General features: G+C 49.5%; 21 protein-coding genes. 7 read left to right on the forward strand and 14 right to left on the reverse strand.

The features are described from left to right. The first annotated feature begins 141 nt into the window (after positions 1-141). From IMCC21906_RS12115 to IMCC21906_RS12135, 5 genes are read left to right on the forward strand one after another with little or no spacing between them, the layout of a single operon-like run. The gene (locus IMCC21906_RS12115) at positions 142-1,392 is read left to right on the forward strand and encodes an imelysin family protein (protein WP_156166045.1); all 1,251 of its coding nucleotides are present in this window, start codon (positions 142-144) and stop codon (positions 1,390-1,392) included. A gap of 14 nt (positions 1,393-1,406) precedes the next feature. Further along, a complete protein-coding gene (locus IMCC21906_RS12120) occupies positions 1,407-2,840 on the forward strand; it encodes a di-heme oxidoredictase family protein (protein WP_047012388.1) in 1,434 nt (477 codons plus the stop codon). Continuing rightward, the gene (locus IMCC21906_RS12125; RefSeq protein ID WP_047012389.1) at positions 2,840-3,949 is read left to right on the forward strand and encodes an imelysin family protein; all 1,110 of its coding nucleotides are present in this window, start codon (positions 2,840-2,842) and stop codon (positions 3,947-3,949) included. Before IMCC21906_RS12120 ends, IMCC21906_RS12125 begins: the two co-directional genes overlap by 1 nt. A gap of 51 nt (positions 3,950-4,000) precedes the next feature. Then, positions 4,001-5,098 (forward strand): DUF1513 domain-containing protein, encoded by a 1,098-nt coding sequence (locus IMCC21906_RS12130; RefSeq protein ID WP_047012390.1) that lies wholly within the window; start codon positions 4,001-4,003, stop codon positions 5,096-5,098. An 8-nt stretch (positions 5,099-5,106) separates the two neighbouring features. After that, positions 5,107-6,495 (forward strand): multicopper oxidase family protein, encoded by a 1,389-nt coding sequence (locus IMCC21906_RS12135; RefSeq protein WP_047012391.1) that lies wholly within the window; start codon positions 5,107-5,109, stop codon positions 6,493-6,495. A 12-nt stretch (positions 6,496-6,507) separates the two neighbouring features. On the opposite strand, the gene IMCC21906_RS12140 is transcribed toward IMCC21906_RS12135, so the two are convergent. The 10 genes from IMCC21906_RS12140 to IMCC21906_RS12185 form a co-directional block, all read right to left on the reverse strand. Continuing rightward, entirely contained in the window at positions 6,508-8,049 is a 1,542-nt protein-coding gene (locus IMCC21906_RS12140; RefSeq protein ID WP_047013392.1) for a wax ester/triacylglycerol synthase domain-containing protein, read from the reverse strand. Positions 8,050-8,268: 219 nt separating this feature from the next. After that, positions 8,269-9,216, reverse strand: coding sequence for a rhodanese-related sulfurtransferase (locus tag IMCC21906_RS12145; protein WP_047012392.1), 948 nt, complete (start codon positions 9,214-9,216; stop codon positions 8,269-8,271). A 1-nt stretch (position 9,217) separates the two neighbouring features. Beyond that, on the reverse strand, positions 9,218-9,547 hold the full coding sequence (locus tag IMCC21906_RS12150; protein WP_047012393.1) for a BolA family transcriptional regulator: 330 nt from the start codon (positions 9,545-9,547) through the stop codon (positions 9,218-9,220). A gap of 71 nt (positions 9,548-9,618) precedes the next feature. Then, positions 9,619-9,957, reverse strand: a complete 339-nt coding sequence (locus IMCC21906_RS12155; protein ID WP_047012394.1) for a TfoX/Sxy family protein — start codon at positions 9,955-9,957, stop codon at positions 9,619-9,621. After that, positions 9,941-11,014, reverse strand: coding sequence for a threonine-phosphate decarboxylase (locus IMCC21906_RS12160; protein ID WP_047012395.1), 1,074 nt, complete (start codon positions 11,012-11,014; stop codon positions 9,941-9,943). Before IMCC21906_RS12160 ends, IMCC21906_RS12155 begins: the two co-directional genes overlap by 17 nt. 9 nt (positions 11,015-11,023) lie before the next feature. Further along, complete coding sequence (gene cbiB, locus IMCC21906_RS12165; protein WP_047012396.1) at positions 11,024-11,977, reverse strand: adenosylcobinamide-phosphate synthase CbiB; 954 nt, start codon at positions 11,975-11,977, stop codon at positions 11,024-11,026. Between the two features lie 184 nt (positions 11,978-12,161). After that, a complete protein-coding gene (locus tag IMCC21906_RS12170; RefSeq protein ID WP_047012397.1) occupies positions 12,162-12,917 on the reverse strand; it encodes an amidohydrolase in 756 nt (251 codons plus the stop codon). Between the two features lie 167 nt (positions 12,918-13,084). Then, positions 13,085-14,350 carry a glycosyltransferase gene (locus tag IMCC21906_RS12175; RefSeq protein WP_047012398.1) on the reverse strand — a complete coding sequence of 422 codons (1,266 nt, stop codon included), beginning with the start codon at positions 14,348-14,350 and terminating at the stop codon, positions 13,085-13,087. A 150-nt stretch (positions 14,351-14,500) separates the two neighbouring features. Beyond that, positions 14,501-14,896 carry a TM2 domain-containing protein gene (locus IMCC21906_RS12180; RefSeq protein ID WP_047012399.1) on the reverse strand — a complete coding sequence of 132 codons (396 nt, stop codon included), beginning with the start codon at positions 14,894-14,896 and terminating at the stop codon, positions 14,501-14,503. Beyond that, positions 14,896-15,567 (reverse strand): class I SAM-dependent methyltransferase, encoded by a 672-nt coding sequence (locus IMCC21906_RS12185; protein ID WP_047012400.1) that lies wholly within the window; start codon positions 15,565-15,567, stop codon positions 14,896-14,898. Before IMCC21906_RS12185 ends, IMCC21906_RS12180 begins: the two co-directional genes overlap by 1 nt. A gap of 109 nt (positions 15,568-15,676) precedes the next feature. Here IMCC21906_RS12185 and IMCC21906_RS12190 point away from each other — a divergent pair, with 109 nt between their 5' ends. Beyond that, positions 15,677-16,639 (forward strand): 2Fe-2S iron-sulfur cluster-binding protein, encoded by a 963-nt coding sequence (locus IMCC21906_RS12190; protein ID WP_052763519.1) that lies wholly within the window; start codon positions 15,677-15,679, stop codon positions 16,637-16,639. 15 nt (positions 16,640-16,654) lie between these two features. Here IMCC21906_RS12190 and IMCC21906_RS12195 read toward each other — a convergent pair whose 3' ends face one another. Continuing rightward, on the reverse strand, positions 16,655-17,065 hold the full coding sequence (locus IMCC21906_RS12195; protein ID WP_047012401.1) for a gamma-glutamylcyclotransferase family protein: 411 nt from the start codon (positions 17,063-17,065) through the stop codon (positions 16,655-16,657). Then, entirely contained in the window at positions 17,040-18,239 is a 1,200-nt protein-coding gene (locus tag IMCC21906_RS12200; protein WP_047012402.1) for an EAL domain-containing protein, read from the reverse strand. The genes IMCC21906_RS12195 and IMCC21906_RS12200 overlap by 26 nt, the downstream gene beginning before the upstream one ends. A gap of 206 nt (positions 18,240-18,445) precedes the next feature. On the opposite strand from IMCC21906_RS12200, the gene IMCC21906_RS12205 reads away from it, so the two are divergent. Then, positions 18,446-19,060 (forward strand): hypothetical protein, encoded by a 615-nt coding sequence (locus IMCC21906_RS12205; RefSeq protein ID WP_047012403.1) that lies wholly within the window; start codon positions 18,446-18,448, stop codon positions 19,058-19,060. A 34-nt stretch (positions 19,061-19,094) separates the two neighbouring features. On the opposite strand, the gene IMCC21906_RS12210 is transcribed toward IMCC21906_RS12205, so the two are convergent. After that, entirely contained in the window at positions 19,095-20,486 is a 1,392-nt protein-coding gene (locus IMCC21906_RS12210) for a HAMP domain-containing sensor histidine kinase (protein WP_047012404.1), read from the reverse strand. Next, complete coding sequence (locus IMCC21906_RS12215; protein ID WP_047012405.1) at positions 20,473-21,150, reverse strand: response regulator transcription factor; 678 nt, start codon at positions 21,148-21,150, stop codon at positions 20,473-20,475. The genes IMCC21906_RS12210 and IMCC21906_RS12215 overlap by 14 nt, the downstream gene beginning before the upstream one ends. Positions 21,151-21,217: the final 67 nt, after the last annotated feature.

The following is a 21,217-nucleotide window of genomic DNA, read 5'->3' on the forward strand; positions in this document are numbered from 1 at the left end:
AGCCAAAGTTTAACACAGCTCAAGTCATCCTCAGCCCGACAGGCATAAGGAAAAAACCTCCGGGATTAATTGCGAACAATTATCAATAAAACTAGAATGGAAACCCTTATCCATATTGCCCCATCCAGCCCGGAGATGTTCATGCGCTTATCGCTTCGCAACGCCCTACTCGTTATTGTCGCCAGCTTGCCGCTTTTTGCTCAAGCAGCCACAAAAGCAGAAGACAGCGCAGTGGTTACGCATTATGCGGATATGGCGGCGGCCATTTTTGGCGACGCCCATCAACAGGCGCTAAAGCTGCAAGCCAGCATTGATACCTTTCTCGCAGCGCCCAGCAAAGAAACACTGCAACAGGCGAAAGCAGCATGGATAGCGGCGCGGGTACCCTATATGCAAAGTGAGGTGTTTCGCTTTGGCAACCCCGTCGTCGATAACTGGGAAGGTCAAGTAAACTCTTGGCCCTTGGATGAAGGCCTTATTGATTATGTTGCAGAAGACTATGTTTCTGCGCTGGGTAATATTGGGGCCACGCTTAACATCATCGCCAACCCAAGCATTGATCTCGGCGGCACAGTATTAGATACCACCACACTATCACCTGAGGTCCTTGCTGATCTCAATGAACTAGGCGGCTCAGAAGCCAATGTAGCCACCGGTTATCATGCCATTGAGTTTTTGTTATGGGGACAAGACCTGCACGGCAATGCCCTTGGTGCTGGCGAGCGGCCCTACACTGACTATGTAAACGGCGATGACTGCAGTCACGGCCATTGCGAGAGACGCCGCGAATACCTCAGCGCTGTCACCCAATTACTCATTAATGATCTGGCAGAAATGAAAACCCAATGGACCGCGAGCAACAAGGGTAATTACCGCGAAACCCTGCTGGAGCTGGATCCAAAACACGCCATTGCCCGCATGTTTTACGGCATGGGGTCGCTGTCTTTGGGGGAACTCGGCGGCGAACGTATTAAAGTCGCACTAGAAGCCAACTCCTCAGAAGATGAGCACGACTGTTTTAGCGACAACACCCATTGGGCCCACTACTACGATGGCCTTGGTATTCAAAACGTGTTTCTGGGCCGTTACAAAACCACTGACGGCAAGGAGATCACCGGACCGTCAGTGCGTGATTACGTCGCTGCACAAAACCCCGAGGCCGCCACCGCGACCGAGCAAGCTCTAAGCCAGTCGATGGCCGCACTAAGCACGTTAGTAAAAACAGCTGAAGCTGAAGATACCCCACAGAAGTTCGATATGCTGATTGCCGAGGGCAATACCCAGGGCCAAGAGATTCTGGCTGATATTTTGAATGCATTGGTTCAACAGACACGTGCCCTGGAAAAAGCGGCAGCAGCCGTTAATATCGACCCCAATCAGCTCGGCTATTAAGGAGGCAGCGACTCTTGCCGCCTCAGCCCACTGCCGCCAGCGCTGCGGCCTCCAAACGGGTAGCACCGCTACGGACAATAGCTGCGGGGCTGACAGTTATTATTGCTCTGCTTGCCTGCGATTCCCAACCACCGCCCCCCATCCCCGCTGGCTACGGCATTGCCAGCCAAGACCAAAATCTTCTTAGCCGACCTCGCCCCGGACTTAGCCCGGAGCAGCGTTTAGAATGGAGCGTGGGCCGAAGCTTTGCCATCCAACCTTGGGTAACAGCGCCCACCACTACCACCGCAAGAGATGGCCTGGGTCCGCTGTATAACGCCAACAGTTGCGCCGCCTGCCACCGCCACAATTTAGGTGGCCAATTACCAGAACACGGCCCCGGCTTAATTTTGCGTTTAAATTCCCCCGGCCCACAACAGAATAAGAATGTTGCTGCACATAGCAAACTGGGCATTCAACTTCAGGACCGGGCACTGCCCGGAATAAAACCCGAGGGCCGTATTAACTGGCGGGAACAGCGCCATCAGGCTGCCGAACACACTCTGCTATACCGGCAATATGGCATTACCGCACCCAGCAACAAGCATTCTGTCTCAGCACGGCTGGCTCCCGCACTGATTGGTCAGGGTTTAATAGATAGTGTCTCTGATGACGTTCTTATTGCCCTAGCCGACCCAGAAGATAATAACGGCGATGGTATTTCCGGGCGCGTGAATAAAGTTTGGGACCCCCAGCAAAACCGTTATCGTCCCGGAAAATTTGGCTGGAAGGCCGGGCAAGCCAGTTTAAAACAACAGCTCGCACTGGCCTTTTCTCAAGACCTGGGGATTCGCTCATCGCTGTTCCCCCATGCGATTTGCCCGGCAAACAGCAACTGCCTGAAAACCGATTCTGAACCACTGGAAATCAACGATAAATTACTTGAGGCAGTGTCTTTTTATATTGCCAATCTCGCGGTGCCTGCCCCGACACAAATATCTAAAAGTCTGCCTGCCCCTGCAAACCAAGCCAGCCAGACGCTCACTTCCCGTCAATCCCAAGCCCTGACCAGCGAACAAATTACAGCCCTGCCAGGCTACCGCGTGTTTACCACACTGGGCTGCAACAGCTGCCATCGGCAGTTCATGCAAGGCCGCAATGCCAACGGCGACACCGTTAATTTTCAAATCTTCAGCGACCTATTGCTCCACGACATGGGTGAGCCACTGGCCGACGCTGTGGAAGAGTTTTCAGCATCTGGCAAAGAATGGCGCACCGCCCCGCTCTGGGGGCTTGGCCTTAAGACCAACAAGGCAGACAATAGCCGCCTGCTACACGATGGCCGGGCAAAAAACATTCATCAGGCTATTTTATGGCATGGCGGCGAAGCCCAGCAAAGCCAAGATAGCTACCGGGCAATCAGCGCATTTCAACAACAGCAATTACTGCAATTTTTACAGGCCCTGTAATGACACTACTTAAACCTTCACTCTTCCTTGCCACTGTACTTTCAGGCCTCACTTTACTCAGCGCCTGTAGTCCTGCGCCAGAAAACAAATTGCTCGCCGAAACCACCAGGCTAAGTATTGTGCCCGGCTACCGCGATTTTGCCGACGCCAGCCACCAACTCCGGGAAGCCAGCGAGCATTTTTGCGCGCAAACCACCGAACAAAATGCGGCCTACCAAACCCTGCGCACAACATGGCAAAACACCGCCACCACGTGGGCCGCCATTCAGCCTTTGCAATTTGGGCCGTTATTAGTAGACAACCAAGCGTGGAAAATTCAATTTTGGCCAGACCGCAAAAACCTGGTTGCCAGAAAAGTGGAAGCGTTGCTTAAAGGCGATGAGCCCCTGGATGTAGCACGCATCGAAAAAGCCAGCGTCGTGGCTCAAGGCCTGTCGGCCCTGGAGTATTTATTATTTGACGAAAAAGCCGGGCAAATAGACCGCTACAAAACTAGCGACGGCCAGCGTCGCTGCGAGCTTCTTATCGCAACCAGCGCCCATTTGGAGGGCGTCGCCGTGCATTTACACACGGCATGGCAAACCGATGGCGGAAACTATGCCGATACCTTTAGTCAACCCGGCAAAAACAACCGCGACTTTCCCGAAAGCAATGTCGCGATTGGCACCTTGCTAGACAGCATCGTTTACGGCCTGGAGCTGGTAAAAAGAGACAAGCTAGAACGACCACTGGGCCTAGCCAACAACAAGCCGCAAATTTACCTGCTGGAATGGTGGCGCAGTCGTTATTCGCTTGAAGCCATTACCGCCAATCTTGCCGCCTTACAGCGGCTTTACAAAGCCGACAGCGGGTACGGTCTGGACGACTACCTTACCCAGGCCAAAGGCGAGAAAGCACTCGCTGATAAAATCGAGAGGAAATTCGTCGAGGCCCTGAAACTGGCGTCAGAAATTAAAGGGGATTTGTTTACCAGCGCAAATAATGATGACACCTTGAAAAAAGCGGCGGCCTTGAGTAAAGCGGTCACTGAGCTGGAAATGTTAACTAAAAACGAGTTGCCCGCCGCCCTTGGCGTGACCTTAAGCTTTAATTCCAGTGACGGCGATTAACGCAATGTATCGAGTCACCACTCCAACCCACACAGCAATGTTGTTTTTACTATGAACCGCAGACAGTTTTTACTCGCCAGCGGCCTGTTCATTACGCTACCGAAAACACTGCTGGCAGAGACGGGCGATTATTCACCGGTGATGAGTGCGAGTCGTTTAGAGAAAGGGAAATTTCGAATAGGCCAATGGCAAAAAGATGGCTGGGCCACCGCGGTTGACATCCCCCATCGTGGCCACGACAGCTGTGCTCATAGCAAAAACCAAGAGTTATTGTTTTTCTCTCGACGTCCAGATAGAGAAATTTTTATCCTGGACGCCCGCAACGGACAGCCAAAACAACAGGTGATGGCTCAAGACGGCTACCACTACTACGGTCACGGCTGCCTCGATGCCCAGGAGCGCTTTTTATACACCACCGAAAATCATGTTGCCGGTGACGGCCAAGGGGCTATTGGTGTTTACGACAGCCAAGATAACTACCGGTTTGTAAAACACCTTTCCTGCGCCGGAATCGGACCTCATCAGCTGGCGATGATGCCAGACAACAAAACCTTGGTAGTGGCCGTAGGCGGGATAAAAACCTTGCCTCAACACGGACGCGACACCCTGAATTTTGACAGCATGGCTCCCGCACTGAATTACATCGATATCGATTCCGGCGAATTACTAGAGAGCCAAGCCTCGCCCCATCAACACCTAAGCCTGCGTCATCTCGATGTCGGCTCCCAGGGTCTGGTCGTCGTTGGTGGCCAATATCAAGGAAGCTTACCCGCACCATTACCCTTGGTATATCAACATCAGCGCGGTAAACCTCTACAAGCAATGGATACTGGCGATGTGCCATTACGATTAAATAAAAGCTATGTAGCCAGTATCAGCATCGACAGCCTGCAGCACTATGCCGTCAGCACCTGCCCCCGGGACAATACCGTCTGTTTGTGGAATCTTGCTAATGGACAACTGCAACAGAGCTTTCGTCTACTCGACTGCGCGGGTGCCGTGTACGATGCGCGCTATCAACAGTTTATTCTCAGCAACGGCAGAGGCCAGTTAATGGCTTTGTCGCCGGGTAGCCCTGCACTGCGGCCATTGGCTTACGCCAGTGGTATTCACTGGGATAATCACTTACGACTTGCACAACCCTCATAGGACATAATATGCAACGCCGCACGCTTATGAAATCTGCCCTGCTTGCTGGTGTTAGTGCGAGCTTGCCGCGCTTCAGTCTGGCAATGGCCTCGGCCGATAAAGTCAGCAAAAATTCCTACCACTATATTTTGACCGCCGAAGCGGCCCAGTCTGAAATTGTACCAGGCACCACATCTGATATTTTAGGCTTTGATGGCGCATTTCCGGCGCCGATAATTCGCGCCAAACAGGGCGAACCGCTACGGGTTGAATTTCACAACAAACTAGACAAGGCCACCACCATCCACTGGCACGGCATTCGTCTGCCTAATGAAATGGATGGGGTGCCGTGGTTGACACAAAAGCCCATCCAGCCCGGTGAGCGCTTTGTTTACGAATTTACGCCGCCCGATGCTGGCACCTTCTGGTATCACCCCCATATGCACAGCATAGAGCAACTGAGCATGGGACTGGTTGGCGCGCTGATTATTGAAGAGCGAGAACCCCAAGGCTATCACGACGTTATTTTAGGAATGAAAGATTGGCGCCTAAAACAAGACGGGAGTTACTTGCCACTGTCTCTCCCGCGAGAAGCGTTTCGCGCTGGCACCCTGGGCACCGTGGCCACCATTAATGGTCTGCAAAAACCGGTAATAGAAGTTCCCGCCGGTAAACTGCTGCGATTGCGATTTTTAAATATGGACAACACCCGAGTTTTTAATTTGAGCTTAGGTAAAACCCAGTCGGACATTTTGGCGATTGATGGCAGCCCGCTAGCCAAAACAGAACCATTACATGTCGCCCCTACCGGCGCCGGTATGCGTTTAGATGTCGCACTGCAAGCACCACAAAAAGTAGGGGAAGAAATTCCTGTTTACGATATGAAAGGTCGCTTTGGCAGTGAAATTGCCAGACTGAAAACCGTTGCAAGCTCCAGCAGCTCTAAAAAACCCGCACCAATAAAAGCACTGCCCGCCAATCCCATTCCCAAGGCAGATTTGGCGACGGCAGAACAGCTGAATTTTGTTTTTGAGTGGCAAGGCGCGCTATCCCCCAGTAGTAAGCAGGGCAAAGTCGATCACAGTTTTTGGCTAATTAATCGCCGGGCGTGGGAAGGCGCAAGCCCCCAAGGGCTTCCCGCGCCCTTAGCCAAACTTGAGCAAGGTAAAAGCTATGTGGTGGACTTGCACAATGCCACGCCCCACCATCATCCCATCCACCTGCACGGATTAATTTTTACGGTGATGAAGTCGGACAAACGGGAAATTACCCCCTATGAAACCGACACTATTTTGATGGAAAAAAACGAGCGTGCCCAGATCGCCTTTGTTGCCGATAACCCCGGCAAATGGATGTTTCATTGCCATGTCATCGAGCATATGAAAACGGGCTTAATGGGCTATATCGAAATCAGCTAGCCCTTTGCCAGGCTAGCTAGCGCTGGAATGATCTTTTAACGTCACGAGCTTGCTCGGGGCTGTAGTGTTTAGTTCGCCCTTTTTATTGCCCGTAGCTCTTGCTGCTTTTGCTGACGCGGGCTTTTGTTCTGCAGCCAAAGTCGGCTTTTTCAGCAGCGACAACAGCTCTTGATAGGCCTCTTCAAGACACTCGCGGTAAAACTCAGGATCGGGCATGGCCTCTCTGTTGGCCGATACCGTTACCGTAACCACATCTGCCGCGCTGTAAAAGAAATGAGATAAGCCCACACCGGAGCTTAATGCCCCCAAGCCGTAAAAACGTAGCAGGCTGGCCCCAGCGCAATAAAGCGGAAAACGGGGGCCAGAAACCTGAGAAACATAACTGCTAATGCCCATTGGCAGAAAACGCATAGCCCGCCGCTGTATATACGCATTTACAAGTGGCCGACTTAGCGCAGGGGAGAACACACCGCTGAGGTAACGGCTATTTGCCAGCGGAGAATATTCGGCAAACTCCGTAGCGCCATCAACACCGTCTTTAATTCGCATCAAACGCAGGGCGGGATCACTGATTTCAGAATAAATGGGCGTCAAGGCCAAACTCCGTTGGCCGCCCTCTGCTGCATTTCGACGATCACCCGCCCCACACATTAACGCCACCGCAAGACTTTCTTGGGGAAGTTCTTGATGATGTGACAAATAGCGCCGCAATGCCCCCGCAACCAACGCGATACAGACATGCTCAGTCTTCAAACCATACAGTACTTTGAGTTTTTTCAGCTCCGTCAAAGAAAACTCCGTTGCCGCCATACTTCGACAAGAGCCAACCAGGGTATTAAATCGGGTTTTTGGTGCCCCTAATGGGGGCATGGCCAGTACATTACGCCCCAAACCCAACGCGGTTTTACCCAGACCCTTCAGCACCGAATAGCTCCCCGAAAGCAACTTAAGCGCACTACCCGTCGAGTGCCCCGCTGCCGCATAAAGCAACTCCAAACCACTTGGCGCAGGAGTGATTTGCTCTGTTCTGGGACCCGGCGTAACAGCCTCCGGATCGGCTTCAAGGTCATGTAACACCGCCATAATTGAATTATGACCAGCCCCTTCAATCAGCGCGCTGTGCATCTTGGTATAAATGGCAAAGCCATTTTTGGGTACCCCCGGAATACCATCCACGCCTTCGATGATATACGTCACCCAAAGTGGTTTGCTCATATTTAAAGGCTGGGAATGCAGCTGGGAAATCAGAATGCAGAGTTGACGCCAATCACCAGGCTTGGGCAAGGCGATATGACGAACATGAAACTCAATATCAAAGTTGCTATCCAGGGTCCAATACGGGCGGTCTACACCCGCAGGCACCCGTAACAGAGAAGAGCGAAAAATATCGTGCTTCTCCAGCCGGCGTTCGAAGTTTGATAGCACCTTGTTGAACTGTAGCTTTTTATCCGGCGATGTAATGGGATCATATATCCCCAAGCCACCAACATGTTGTGGTGTATTGGGATGCTCAAGATTAATAAACGCACTGTCAAAAACGCCCAGCTGCTTCATGTTCTTTCCCTGCCTTTTTATCATTGGCTACAAATTCAGTAGGAAAAGACAGAATAGACCAGTTAATGCTGCGGAGACGTTCAGAGCATCACAAAAATTTGATCCAAGCCTTAAAGTCTTATTCCCAGAGTACAGGGAATAAATGAAGCAACTTACACGCCATTTTTAAATAGTATTACGAAGGCGCAGGGGCGGCAGTAAGCGGTATCTAATAAAAGCTTACCTCTCTGCCTGGCGCTTGCGTTGTCGTGCGGGGGGCTCGGCGCCCACATGTTGTTCATTGCGCTGACGGGCCAATTCCACTTGTTTTTGACGATCGCGAAAACGCTGGCGCTGACTGTCAGTGACACTGTGATAACAGGCAGGACAAGTGACACCCTCTTCAAAAAACGCACTGGCTTTATCCGCAGCATTAATAGGTTCACGGCAACCATGGCATAGATCATAGCTACCCGGCGCCAGGCCATGCCCTACAGAAACCCGGTTATCGAACACAAAACATTCGCCTTTCCACAGGCTTTGAGCTTCCTCAACGTCTTCCAGATATTTGAGAATACCGCCTTCAAGATGATAGACCTCGTCAAAGCCTTCCTGACGCATAAACGAAGAGGCCTTTTCGCAGCGAATGCCTCCCGTACAAAACATGGCCACTTTTTTATGCTTTTCAGGATCGTAATGCGCTCGCACGTACTCGGGAAACTCCCGAAAACTTTGGGTATCTGGATTGACCGCGCCTTGAAAACTGCCGATCTTCACTTCGTAGTCATTGCGGGTATCAATCAGCAACACCTCGGGATCAGAAATCAAGGCATTCCAATCCTGCGGTTTGACGTATTGGCCAACCACCGCATTGGGATCAATACCACCCACCCCCATCGTCACGATTTCTTTTTTTAGCTTTACCTTCATCCGGTAAAAAGGCTGACTGTCGTCAAAAGATTCTTTATGGCTCAAGTCGAGCAAACGAGGGTCTTGGCGTAAAAAATCTAATACCGTATCAATGCCCTGCCGGGAACCCGCAATAGTGCCGTTGATACCTTCTTTTGCCAGTAGCAAGGTGCCTTTCACACCGGCACTGACACACTGGTCCAGCAAGGGTTCTCGCAGTGCTTTGTAGTCGGGCAAGGCAACAAATTTATACAGCGCGGCCACCACAAAATCGTTCATTTTAGTGCTCAGCCTTATCGTGCTTGCTGCCACCGAGGCAATTTGGTGAATCGGGAACTTGGCCAAATTTTTCTTGCCACTCTTCCGGTGAGTATGTGTGCAACGCCAAGGCATGTACGGGGCCTTTCAACTCGTCGGCCAGAATTTGGTACATGCGCTGATGTCTTGCCACTTTCCGCATTCCCTCAAAAGCCTCGCTGACCACAGCCACCTTAAAGTGAGTTTCAGAATTGGCGGGAACACTGTGCATATGGCTTTCATTCACCACCTCTAAATGCTGGGGCTGAAGCTCAGACTCCAGTTTGCGCTGAATACTCTCTTGCACTGACATTGCTAACTACCACCTTAAAACACGTATTGAACAGATACAGGCCCACATTATACATCAAGCAAACACCAGCCTCAGCGTTTGCGGCGCCCATACAAGGCCGCCGCAAAAGCGCGATTACCCCACTCACAGAGTTCTGCTGGTTCATCAATAATGGTTTCGGGCGCCTGGTAATAACTCAAATTGATCATTTTATCACCTCTGGGGTAACTAAAAGGCGCTAAACCCTGGGCCTCAAAATCGGCTTTTGAAACCTCATCGACTTTTAAATACAAGCAGTCATCAAAGGTAATGGCAAACATCAAACCATCTAGAAAAAAACCATGACCACCAAACATCCGCCGAGCTTCAACAGGGCCAATCAGTTGAAACTGTTCCTGCAAGTAGTTAATAAAATCAGCCGTGGACGACATGGCTATCGACTCGGTCAGTCAGTGCAAACAGCTCGTCACCCAAGCTGGACAACCGGCGGTGCAATTCCGCCTCATCGGCAGCCAGTCCCCAGCGCATATAAGCCCGCCCCTGCCATTGATATACCCGCACCGACAGGCCGTGCTTATAACAAAGCTGTTGCAGCAATAGCCCCCGGTCCAGCGGTAACTCAAAACTATTAAACAAGGGCGTTGAGCTTGTGGACTCAACCCAGCCAGACAAAATATTGCCAAGCATATTGGCTTGTCGCGCTGAGGCTGCAGACAAGGTTTGTCGCATCTGATGTTGCCAAGCCCGATCGGCCAGCATGACAGCCCCGGCGCTTTGAGCCAGACTATTCACCGCCCACGGTCCCTGCATAGCATCGAGCTTGGCCAACCACTGAGGGTCGCCAAGGGCAAACCCCAAGCGCAGCCCAGGCAAGCCAAAAAACTTGCCGGTAGAACGCAATAACATAACCTTGGGCTTGCTGAGTAAACCGGTACACAGGCTTTCAATTTGCACATCCGCATACGCCTGATCTACCAACATAAACCCGTTTTCAGGTAGTAGCTGCTGCCATTGTGAAAGCTGGGCTTCTGTATACATTTGGCCAGTGGGGTTATTCGGGCTCACCAAGACCAAGTATTCAATCCCCTGTTGCCGGATTAACTCAGCCACCTTTTCAGGCTGGTCATGGGGAAAGAAAACACACTCATGTCCGGCCTGCTGCCAACGAAAAGCATGTTCTTCGTAAGCTGGCCCAGCTAGCAATACCCGCCCGACAGCCAACATTTGTGGAATCAGCTGAATGACGGCCTGGCTACCAGAGGTTGGCAGTAACTGTTGGGGATAGACGTCATAATACTTTGCGGCAGCCTGCTGCAGCTCCGATGAGTGATACGGCAATTTAGCGAGGCCAGCCAGGCAAGAACAAGGCACCGGCCATGGCCACGGGTTAATCCCCGTTGCCAAATCCAGCATCTCCGTATAATACTCAGCATCGGGTAACTGTAGCGGGTTGCCACCGTGATTTGGCGCCGGGATATCAATCGTCATTGCAGTTCATCACAAAGCTACTAACACCCCTAAAATTAATACTGCTGTCAGCCACAGAAAAAATACTTTGTTGGCCAAGTTCAGCGTTCGATTTACATCCACCGCACTGGGAGCCTCACCCTGCCCCAGTTGCGGCCGGGATTGCAGCTGGCCATGGTAGCGCGCACTGCCGCCCAGGGTCACCCCCAGCGCCGCCGCGCCACTGGCCATCACCGAACCGGCATTGATGCTTTTCCACCGCCAACCTTGGCCCCACCAACAGCGAAACGCAGCAGGTGAGCAAGACAGCAGCGAAAAACTCAACGCCGTAAGTTGGGCGGGAAAGAAGTTTAATACATCGTCACACCGAGCCGCGAAACTGCCAAAATGGGAATAGCGCGAACTGCGATAGCCCCACATGGCATCTAAGGTGTTGGCCAACCGGTGTAGCACCACCGCTGCTGGGCCCGCCACCGCATACCAGAACAACGATGCAAAGAAGGCATCACTGCTATTTTCAAGGCCGGATTCCATCGCACTGCTAAGCACTTCAGCGTCGCTTAAGTTGTCGGTATCTCTGCTGACAATCCATGACAAACACTGCCGGGCCAGTACCAAGTCGCCCTTTGCCAGCGCGCTCGCAATCGGTTGGATATGCTCACTCAAGCTACGCCACCCCATCGCCAAATATAAAATCAGTGCGTCAAAGCAAAAACCAAATAGCCAATGCAGGCGCTCCAATAGCGCTGACATTGCCAATACCAACAATACCGGTGGCAATACCACTAGACACCAAGCCAGTGCACCACGAAGACGCTCAAAGAACCGGGTTTGCTGTCGATTACAGCGTTTCTCCAGAGCACTGGCGGCATTACCAAAGCCCACCAATGGATGCCATTTTTTAGGCTCAGCTAAAAAATGGTCTAGCAGGTAGGCCAATAGCCACACAGCAACAATGACGTAATAGGGATTTTGCAGAGGCATAACATTCCGTAAGACCGATTATTCAAAACCAGTGGCGATGCAAAGACCAAGCGGAATTAACGAAGAAACCGGGTACGCAGTGAAAGCCCTCTCCAGAGAGAAAGCCTTAACACCAAAACCGCAGCACCAACATATTCGAGGAGTTTTTTCGACTACATCTCAAGTGAAGGGCTAAGCCCCTCACCTACACCGCTAACTTGTAAAACGCGGCGGCATTATCCCATAAAACCCGCTTGGCATTACTGTCGCCGAGGGCATTACCGATAATTTCGATATCAACGGAATGAAAAGGACGGGGGGAACGGGTTGAAGGCAGATCAGTACCAAACATAAGCGCATCGGGGTTGATGTCATACAAGCGCTTGATCGCCTGACTCACGGCAAAATCAACCCGACCAAAACCGGTTGCCTTTACCCGAATACCGCTTTCTGCCAAGCGGTACAACATAGGTAAACCTTCTTTCGATAAACCCAGATGATCGATACTGACGGCCGGCAAAGTCCGTAGCATAGACTCTATTTCGGCCAAGCTCTTGCTGTCGGCATAGATCTCAATATGCCAGCCCAGCAAATCAAAAATTCGCCAGGCAAAATCGGCCATATAATCTACACAATCAAAACCACCCCGGCGCAGATTAAAACGCACGGCACGTACGCCACCGTCAGAGAGTTGAAACAGTTCTTTATCGCTAATAGTAGGTTTCACTTGGGTAACGCCGACAAAGCCCGGCCCCAGGTCGCGAAGCGCAGTAAGCAAATATTGCTGATCGTAGCTCTGGAACGAACCTGCTACCACGGCCCCACCAGCAATGCCTAAATCAGCCGTGCGGCCCACGTAATCATCGACGGTGAAAGGATCTGGCAAATAGCCGTTATTGGATTCGACTGGAAAATCCTGATCGACAATATGCAAATGTGCATCAAAAATCATGTGTTTCATGTTGAACCACCTCCCGGTTATTTTGGGTGGTGGGTTGACCGAGGCATACTACCGCCAAACAAAAATGGCGAAATCGAGGGCAACCCTACGTTTTTATTGTTTTCTTGCTGAAACCTGAACAACCAAAATCGCAGATTTACCAAAGGAATGCAAACCCTAATTCACGATTAACTTTCGCTCGTATCTTCATCACTATGTCGTAGTGAGGCATTTTTGGCTTCTATCCACTGTGACATATACTGATGACTGCGTAACGATTGTTGGCGAATCATCATGCCATTAAAAAATTGCCGGCGATGAGCCTCAGGGGCAATCAGTAACTCATTGATAATATTGAAAAAATTATTTTCAAAACCCGATTTGTTAAAATTACTGTCTAACAGTGGTAAACATTGCTGAGCAGCAGCATGCCACTGCTTTTCGTTGGTATATAAATCAGCGGCAGTGGCAACAAAATCACTTGCCGTATTCGCCACGCCACCCGGCCACTGCGCCGTTGACGCCATGCCTTCAATGCCGATATTGCTTGTAACCGACGGCGTGCCGCACTCCATAGCCTCCAGTAACTTGCCCTTTTGACCCGCACCAAAACGCAAAGGTGCCAACACCAATCTTGCCTGACTTACTATTACACACGCATTTTCAGCCCAGCCTTTTAGTAAAAATCCTTCTTTTTCACTGTGCAATTGCTGAGCTTTAGGCGGCTGATAAGCCCCATAAACGTGGCATTGCACGTTCTTTCCCAGCCTGCGCCGCAACTCTGGCCAAATATCGCGCCGCAAATATTGCACGGCATCCCAATTAGGCGCATGTCTAAAATTACCCACCACCACACAGTGTTGACGCTGACTGAACTCGGGCTGTTTCTGTCGAGCAAAAGCCAAATTGGCAAAAAGAGGTAAATGAAATAGCAATCTGGGATCAACCCCAAATTGCTCGACAAGAAGATCAACCTCAAAGGGCGAGATCATCAAACTGAGATCACATCGCCAAATCGAGGCGATTTCTCGAAAGGCTAAATCACTAAATAAATCAGCAGACAGCATTTCACGCCCTGCCTTCAGGGCTTTATGACGGGCATCCCGCAAGCAATGCAAATCTTCGGTATCCAAAATGCGCAATGCCTTTGGGCAGGCTCGTTCCACCCGCCAGCCAAACTGCTCCTCACACACAAAGCGATCAAACACCACTATGTCAGGGTTGAGCCGCTGAACCTGTTCGTCAAAGCTGCTGCAATTCAGTTGAATACTAAAGGTGGCGACACCCAGACTAGAGAGGTCTGCCGGGTTTTGGCCAAACTCGGCGGCACAAGCAAAGCTCACCGCAGCTCCCTGTGCTTGAAACAAGCTAATTACATCAAGGATACGACGACCAGCCGCAGAGGAGCGGGGCTCCGGCCAGACATAGCCAATAAACAAAACCTTGTTCGCCACCGCTTACACTGCCTTATAAAAAACAACGATTATCCCTGCTGGACGCAGTCAGTCAAAATTATTATCGAGAATCAACGGTGTAGAAAAATTGTTCGTCGATCAGCAAGCGCGCAATTGCTGCCCGCACAGTCAATTAGGCCCGTCACTATATCATCCGAAAAGTTTTGAATTTCGATCATTAAGCTGTGAATTTAAGGTCCAATAATCGTAAATAATGCCCAGCAAAAATACGCCACCAGTCAGCAGATAAATAATGCCAGTCAGCCACTTGCCCATATAAAACCGATGTAAACCGAAAACGCCCAAAAACGTCAGTAACACCCATGCGGCAGTATAACTACAATTGCCCGGTGTCCAGCGTTTGTCTGCCTGAGCATCCATTCCTGGAATTAAAAACAGGTCTATAATCCAGCCAATTAAAAACAGGCCTAGGGTGAAAAAATAGATTGTGCCTGAAATTGGCTTGCCAAAATAAAATCGGTGGGCGCCCATAAAACCGAATATCCAAAGTAGATAGCCCACTGCCATGCTATGTGTGTTTCCCATTACGGTCGCCTCGGTATAAGTTCAAAAATAATAGAAGCAGGTTTGGCGGATGCTTTAGCACGGGGTTCTTTGACAGAGATCACCCATAAGCCACATGCAGAAAACAAAGTAAACCAATCACTTAAACTGCGAAAATACCAAGGATGGGCTTCTTTAAATTCATCCCCAAAACCGGCCCAGCTGCCATCACGCCACCCCGCTTCGTAATTTTCGCCATAATCAATAAATGCTGGATGCAAGGTCTGAACCAAGCAACATCCGCCAGGCTTAATTAAGCTAGCCGCTGCAGATAACACGGTTTGGCTGTCCTCTTCTCCTAGTAACGAGAAGTTAAACACCAACATATCCACTAAGCTGGGCCAATCACCATTAGCAAACGCCTGATAACTGAGGGTGCTAAACTCACCACCACCCAATTCCGCTGCTTTTTCAATCAGTGTTGCTACGCCATCGATACCATAGCGTTCAGCCACATGCCCCTGTAAAGCCCTTAATAACCAACCTTCGCCGCAACCTACATCAAGTATGCTATCAGGCTTTCTGGCTAATATTGCATTGACGATGGCATCGTTAGTCACCTCTACTCGACTCGCAATACGCTGCTGCCGAATCGCATTGCTCCATGCCTCGGCATTTTGCTGCCACACCGGCAATATTAATGAATCACTCATATCTCATCCGCCGAGAAAATGTTGAAGCTGTTTAACGGGTATTTGCCATTATCTGCGTAACAACCGATGATTCGCTGTAAACCAATAGGGAGAGTTACACAAACACGCTATGCCACGTATTGTCTTTGAAGAAAACCGTTTACATTGTGAACCAGGAGAAAATCTGCTGGACTGTTTGTTACGGCATGGCCACAGCATTCCCTACGGCTGTAGAGCAGGCGCGTGTCAATCTTGTCTTGTGCAATTAGAACAAGGACAGCCGCCCAGCCAAGCTCAAGCAAGTCTAACACCTAGCCAACGGCAAGATGGCCTACTACTCAGTTGCCAATGCCAGCCCGACACAGCGTTAACCATAAGCCGATATTCGCTAAAAAACAAAATCATCACCAGCTCAGTGTTAGAAAAAACACAATTAAGCGAGACCGTTTTACGCTTGCGACTGCGACCCCAAGGCCCTTGGCGAGCCGGGCAATACATCAATTTGTGGCTGAATGAAAAATCACAAAGCCGATGTTACTCCATCGCCAGCGTCGCCAGTGAAGACCCCTTTCTGGAACTACACATTGGCTTACACCCCCATGGCTATCTCAGCCCAACACTATTTTATGACTGTATGGTTGGCGACAACATCGCTTGGCAAGGACCAATAGGAGAGTTTGTCTATCGAGACGATTTGCCCCAGGACAACATATTACTGCTAGCAGAGGGTACCGGGCTCGCACCGCTGTTGGGAATTTGCAGAGAAGCACTACTTACAAACCCAAGCACAAATATTGAACTTTTGTGTACCGACAGCAAACCCTCAGAATATTATGGCACTGACTTATTAATGCAGCTTAAAAAGCAATATCCACAACTAGCGTTCGGGGTGATTGAGAAGACAAAAAATGCCGAACCATACCGGGCCACAACCACCAGCCTTAAAGCGCGATTTTCGTCACTACGTGATTACAGTGTGTATATTTGTGGCGGACCAAAATATGTGGAAACCCTACAGCGCCAATGCTTTATGGCCGGAGCAACGAGAAGTAATATTCTGATCGAGAAATTTTTAGACTTCAGCTCGGCATAAAATATTGTTCAATGTTTAAATTTTTATATAACCAACGTACTCTTTCATGAATTTGGCTTTTCCTCGTTGTAGAAAAATCTCGTAATCCCAATCTTTATCACTCAAGACACTTCTATAACGTGGCCGAATAACATAGGCCTCTGCTGCACGTAAACCTTGATCGGTACTCACTTCCACCGGAAAACGACGGTACCAACTTCCTTCAAAGGCATCCAAACGCCGCAGCGCTTCGACAGAAACATCCTCGTAAATCAAGCCTTCAACGCTTGCCCCATCTTCCTTAACTATACCTGGATACTCTTGCCCATGAACAAGATAGCGGCGATACCCTTTTAAGGTGGCTGCACAAGCCAAAAGAGGTTCCCCTGCGACCCAAGTCATAATGTCAGCGCACATCAAGCTACCATATGTAAATATCATCGCCATCGATATTCACCTCCTCTGAGCAAGCTATGTCGGCTAATAACACCCTATTATTTTCCAACAAGATACCCATCGTCTGACAAAGTTTACCGGTTCGTAGATCACGATAGGGAGTGGATATAGAGTGGCGACGATGCTCCTGCTCGCCCACGGCTAGAATTTGATGAAAGTACGGCCGCATGGCCCAATTCATTCCCAGGTTTTCAAAAGTGGCACTCCAGTACCCGTCCTCAACACGACAACTTTCATAGTTAGGTGAAATTTGCTCGCCGCTGCGATGGCAGAAATAAACACGCAAAAAGCCTACCGGAGCCTCTGGTAATGCCATGACATCCACGGGGTCAGCTAATAATTGAGGCTCAATTTTCTGAAAAAACTCGGTGATATCCTGATGGAAACGAAGCTGTAATTTTTGCTGACTAATTTTCAGGGAAAGGTATTTTTCCAGCAATTCATCCAACATTACTTTGGGGTGCTCAGGAGGAACCAGCTCCGCGGCGGGAGGGTAAAAGAAATAACCTTGAACATAACGTGCGCCACAATCCAACGCGAAATAAAACTCTTCCCTGGTTTCCACACCTTCACACAGCAACAAACTACCCGTTCGTCTGGCCAACGCCCCCAAACTTCTCACTACATCCTTAGAAATACCGCTCATCATTCCACGTTTAAAAAATGCCATATCCATTTTAATAATGTCTGGTTCAAGGGCCACCAAACGATCAACATGGGAATGCCCTGCACCAAAATCATCAATCGCTATTTTCATTCCAGCCTGACGATAACGCTTTAATAGCATTTGCATTTTTAGCGTTTCACCAACCCCTTCGACAAACTCAATCAAAACCCGCTCGGGCGCCAAGCCACAGTGACGTGCCATTTCAATACTGGGAACCACTTGATCATCAGGAACGTGGTTCATCCATTCAGGTGAGATATTCAGTGAAAGAAATGTGTTGCCCGGATTTTTCGCCAAGTGGCGCATTGCACGCTCACGAACAGTGCGGTCTATTTGTAGCAATAAGCTTCGATCAAAGTTTGGGTCATTAAACAAAGGGCCGAGCGACTCCACCCTGGCTGACGTGTTCCGGGTTCTACCAAGCGCTTCGTAGCCAACAATCGCCTTTTTTCCCACATCGATAATGGGCTGAAAATACGGAAAATAGTTATCTAACATCTTATTTTTGTAGCCACATTAAATTTTCAAGCTGCAAAACCATTGATAAGCTATAAGACTAGCAGTGAATATAGGACTTGTCTGTAAGTGTTTATCTTGTCAATTTGTCAATGGTATCGCCAGCTCTGTAGCTTGACCTGCCGGGAATTATTACGGATGCTACTTAGCTTTGACCTACAGAAATAATCGAACGGAGAAATAGATCTATGGCTGATCAAGCATTATTCGATCTATACCTCAGTGGCAAGCTTCAAGAAGGCTATAGCTCAGAACAGGTCTTGGAACCATTATCACGATTATTTAAACAGCCGGAGGAAAAGCTTCGTCCACTTTTATCCGGTAGACCTTATTGTATAAAACGAGGGCTAAATTCAGCAGAGCTCGGCCGTTACCAACGGGCCTTAAGCAATATCGGCTTAATTACCGCTTACCGTGACAGCAACACCCCCATAGGGAATTCATCCCAAGCGGTAAGCTCAAGCCTGTCACTTTGCCCAAGTGGAAGCCTGGTGCTTAGCGAGGCAGAACGGCAACGGCTGCCCGGACCCGACATTGACGTTAGCGATATTGTCCTCGCGCCAACAGGGAGCAGACTTCAACAAAATAGCGATGAGATTCCTGTTGAGCCACCAACAACTGCACACTTAAGTCTCGATCAACCCGGAGCGACACTTGCGGAAGCCGGATTACCTCTAGTCGAGCTAAATATCGACGATATGATTGCAGGTATGAGTTTAGCCGAGCCCGGTAGCCTGTTATCTGAACCAAAAACCCCACCGGCCGCACCGCCAAATACAGATCACATTAAGCTGCAGGAATAAGTCCTTATTTTGGACCCCGTCCTGAAATGACTATTTAAGCCGTTTCTTTGTCGAGTGATGGCAAACGGACAATAACTCGTAAGCCCGGCTGATTATCTTCTAAAACAATGCTCCCGGCATGAAGCGTCGTCACCGCTTTCACCAAACTTAAACCCAGACCGTTGCCGGGATGCCGACTACGACTATCTTCTATTCGGTAAAATCGTTGAAACACTTTGTCTCTATCCCTTATTGGAATTCCTACACCAGAGTCAGCCACTTCAATACAGATATCTTCAACATCAAGCGATAAGGCAATATCCAATACGCCAAACTCCGGAGTGTATTTAATGGCGTTATCCATTAAATTGGCAAAAGCCTGAAAGAGTAAATTGCGATCACCCCGAACCGTTAATGCCGACGTCATATTAATATTAAGTTGTTGTTGTTTTTCTAGGGCCAGCGGTTCGTAAAGCTCGATCACATCCGAGATCAAGGTGCACAAATCAACGTCAGCAAAACCAGAACGGCGATTTCCCGATTCCACCTGCGCTATACGCAGCAAAGCATTAAACGTGCCCAGCAAGCCATCAGCTTCATCGATCAAGCTTTGCATTTTCTCCTTGGATTCATCGCCATCGCATTCATCTTGCAAGTCACTGAGACCTCCCCGTAGCCGGGTTAAAGGGGTACGCAAATCATGGGCAATATTATCTGAGACTTGGCGAACACCATTCATTAACACTTCGATTCTATCTAACATCTGATTGAGGTTTTTTGCCAAGCGACGATAATCTCCAGCGCTGTCTTTAATATTAAAGCGCTCACCAAAGTCACCCGACATAATTCGTCGCAAGCTGGTATTAATATGTTCAATTCTACGGAGGGCTAACGCTGACACCACAGCACTACCCAAGGTACCCAACACAATCGTCGCCAACATGCTGCGAGTAAGCGCACCGACAACCAATTTAGTACTGCTGATAACATCGGCATAATGCCTGGCCACTAATACATATTCACCACTAGGCAACTGTCGCGAGTGGGCAATAAACTCGGTGCCTACCGGCTTTAAAAAATCCATTAACGCCTCAGGCTTAAAACCAGACCAACCATCTCTGCCTTCTGCAATATTTGGCCAAGCATCAAGATTACCTGCAATTTTTTGCCGCTGAGCATCACTTACATAATAGAAAAACCGAATCAAGCTATCTGGGCCACTGTGGCTTTTGATAAGCGCATCGATGCCCTCTGCACCACTACGCTGATATTCAGCTGCAAGCGCGTTGACTTCATCTTTTAACGATTGCTGCACATCATCAAAAAAACCATAGGCGATAAAGGCGTATATCACCGCCAATACCAAAAACACCGACACCCCAAGCCATGCCACATAGCCGACAAAAAACCGGAAGGTAAAACTGCTGAAAATTTTACTCAGTATCATCTAAGGTATACCCAGCGCCTCTCACCGTATTCAGTAGCTGTTGATCAAAGCCCTTATCAATTTTTTGTCTTAAGCGACTAATATGCACATCTATGACATTGGTCTGGGGGTCAAAATGATAATCCCAAACATTTTCAAGCAGCATGGTTCGAGTCACAACCTGTCCTGCATTACGCATCAAATATTCTAATAACTTGTATTCTCTGGGTTGTAGGGTCAGGGGTTGTCCGCCACGGTTCACCTTGTGCGAAATAAGGTCCATCTCTAAATCGGCCACCCGCAAGCGGGTGACTTCCCCACTGGATTCCCGGCGGCGCATAATCACCTCAATACGCGCCTGCAGTTCAGCAAAGGCAAAGGGTTTGACCAGGTAATCATCTCCTCCCGCCTTTAAGCCTTTGACCCGGTCATCGACCTCACCCAAGGCACTGAGAATAAGTGCTGGCGTCATATTATTGGCCGCTCTCAGGGTTTGGATAATGGTAAGGCCATCAACGTTGGGCAGCATTCGGTCTACAATCAATGCATCGTAGTTTTCGGTAGTGGCCTTTATCAGCCCCGCTTTGCCATCGGCAGCGTGTTCTACCTCGTAACCACACTCTTTAAAGCCTTTAACAATGTACTGCGCCACACTGCTGTCGTCTTCAATAAGTAATACCCGCATGGAGTCTATCCTGTTTAGTTATTTCTATTATTGAAAGCAATCCGCTATCTCCCCTGCGGAAACTCAC

This window comes from Spongiibacter sp. IMCC21906 (assembly GCF_001010805.1).
Classification (GTDB): Bacteria; Pseudomonadota; Gammaproteobacteria; order Pseudomonadales; family Spongiibacteraceae; genus Spongiibacter.

Bases quoted from the DNA above. Each gene is read 5' to 3' on its own strand.
- IMCC21906_RS12125 (WP_047012389.1), top strand. From the start codon at position 2,840: ATGACACTACTTAAACCTTCACTCTTCCTTGCCACTGTACTTTCAGGC.
- IMCC21906_RS12115 (WP_156166045.1), top strand. From the start codon at position 142: ATGCGCTTATCGCTTCGCAACGCCCTACTCGTTATTGTCGCCAGCTTG.
- IMCC21906_RS12160 (WP_047012395.1), bottom strand. From the start codon at position 11,014: ATGACGATTGATATCCCGGCGCCAAATCACGGTGGCAACCCGCTACAG.
- IMCC21906_RS12215 (WP_047012405.1), bottom strand. From the start codon at position 21,150: ATGCGGGTATTACTTATTGAAGACGACAGCAGTGTGGCGCAGTACATT.
- IMCC21906_RS12170 (WP_047012397.1), bottom strand. From the start codon at position 12,917: ATGAAACACATGATTTTTGATGCACATTTGCATATTGTCGATCAGGAT.
- IMCC21906_RS12130 (WP_047012390.1), top strand. From the start codon at position 4,001: ATGAACCGCAGACAGTTTTTACTCGCCAGCGGCCTGTTCATTACGCTA.
- IMCC21906_RS12145 (WP_047012392.1), bottom strand. From the start codon at position 9,216: ATGAACGATTTTGTGGTGGCCGCGCTGTATAAATTTGTTGCCTTGCCC.
- IMCC21906_RS12135 (WP_047012391.1), top strand. From the start codon at position 5,107: ATGCAACGCCGCACGCTTATGAAATCTGCCCTGCTTGCTGGTGTTAGT.
- IMCC21906_RS12200 (WP_047012402.1), bottom strand. From the start codon at position 18,239: ATGTTAGATAACTATTTTCCGTATTTTCAGCCCATTATCGATGTGGGA.
- IMCC21906_RS12195 (WP_047012401.1), bottom strand. From the start codon at position 17,065: ATGGCGATGATATTTACATATGGTAGCTTGATGTGCGCTGACATTATG.
- IMCC21906_RS12205 (WP_047012403.1), top strand. From the start codon at position 18,446: ATGGCTGATCAAGCATTATTCGATCTATACCTCAGTGGCAAGCTTCAA.
- IMCC21906_RS12140 (WP_047013392.1), bottom strand. From the start codon at position 8,049: ATGAAGCAGCTGGGCGTTTTTGACAGTGCGTTTATTAATCTTGAGCAT.
- IMCC21906_RS12180 (WP_047012399.1), bottom strand. From the start codon at position 14,896: ATGGGAAACACACATAGCATGGCAGTGGGCTATCTACTTTGGATATTC.
- IMCC21906_RS12190 (WP_052763519.1), top strand. From the start codon at position 15,677: ATGCCACGTATTGTCTTTGAAGAAAACCGTTTACATTGTGAACCAGGA.
- IMCC21906_RS12150 (WP_047012393.1), bottom strand. From the start codon at position 9,547: ATGTCAGTGCAAGAGAGTATTCAGCGCAAACTGGAGTCTGAGCTTCAG.
- cbiB (WP_047012396.1), bottom strand. From the start codon at position 11,977: ATGCCTCTGCAAAATCCCTATTACGTCATTGTTGCTGTGTGGCTATTG.
- IMCC21906_RS12210 (WP_047012404.1), bottom strand. From the start codon at position 20,486: ATGATACTGAGTAAAATTTTCAGCAGTTTTACCTTCCGGTTTTTTGTC.
- IMCC21906_RS12155 (WP_047012394.1), bottom strand. From the start codon at position 9,957: ATGTCGTCCACGGCTGATTTTATTAACTACTTGCAGGAACAGTTTCAA.
- IMCC21906_RS12185 (WP_047012400.1), bottom strand. From the start codon at position 15,567: ATGAGTGATTCATTAATATTGCCGGTGTGGCAGCAAAATGCCGAGGCA.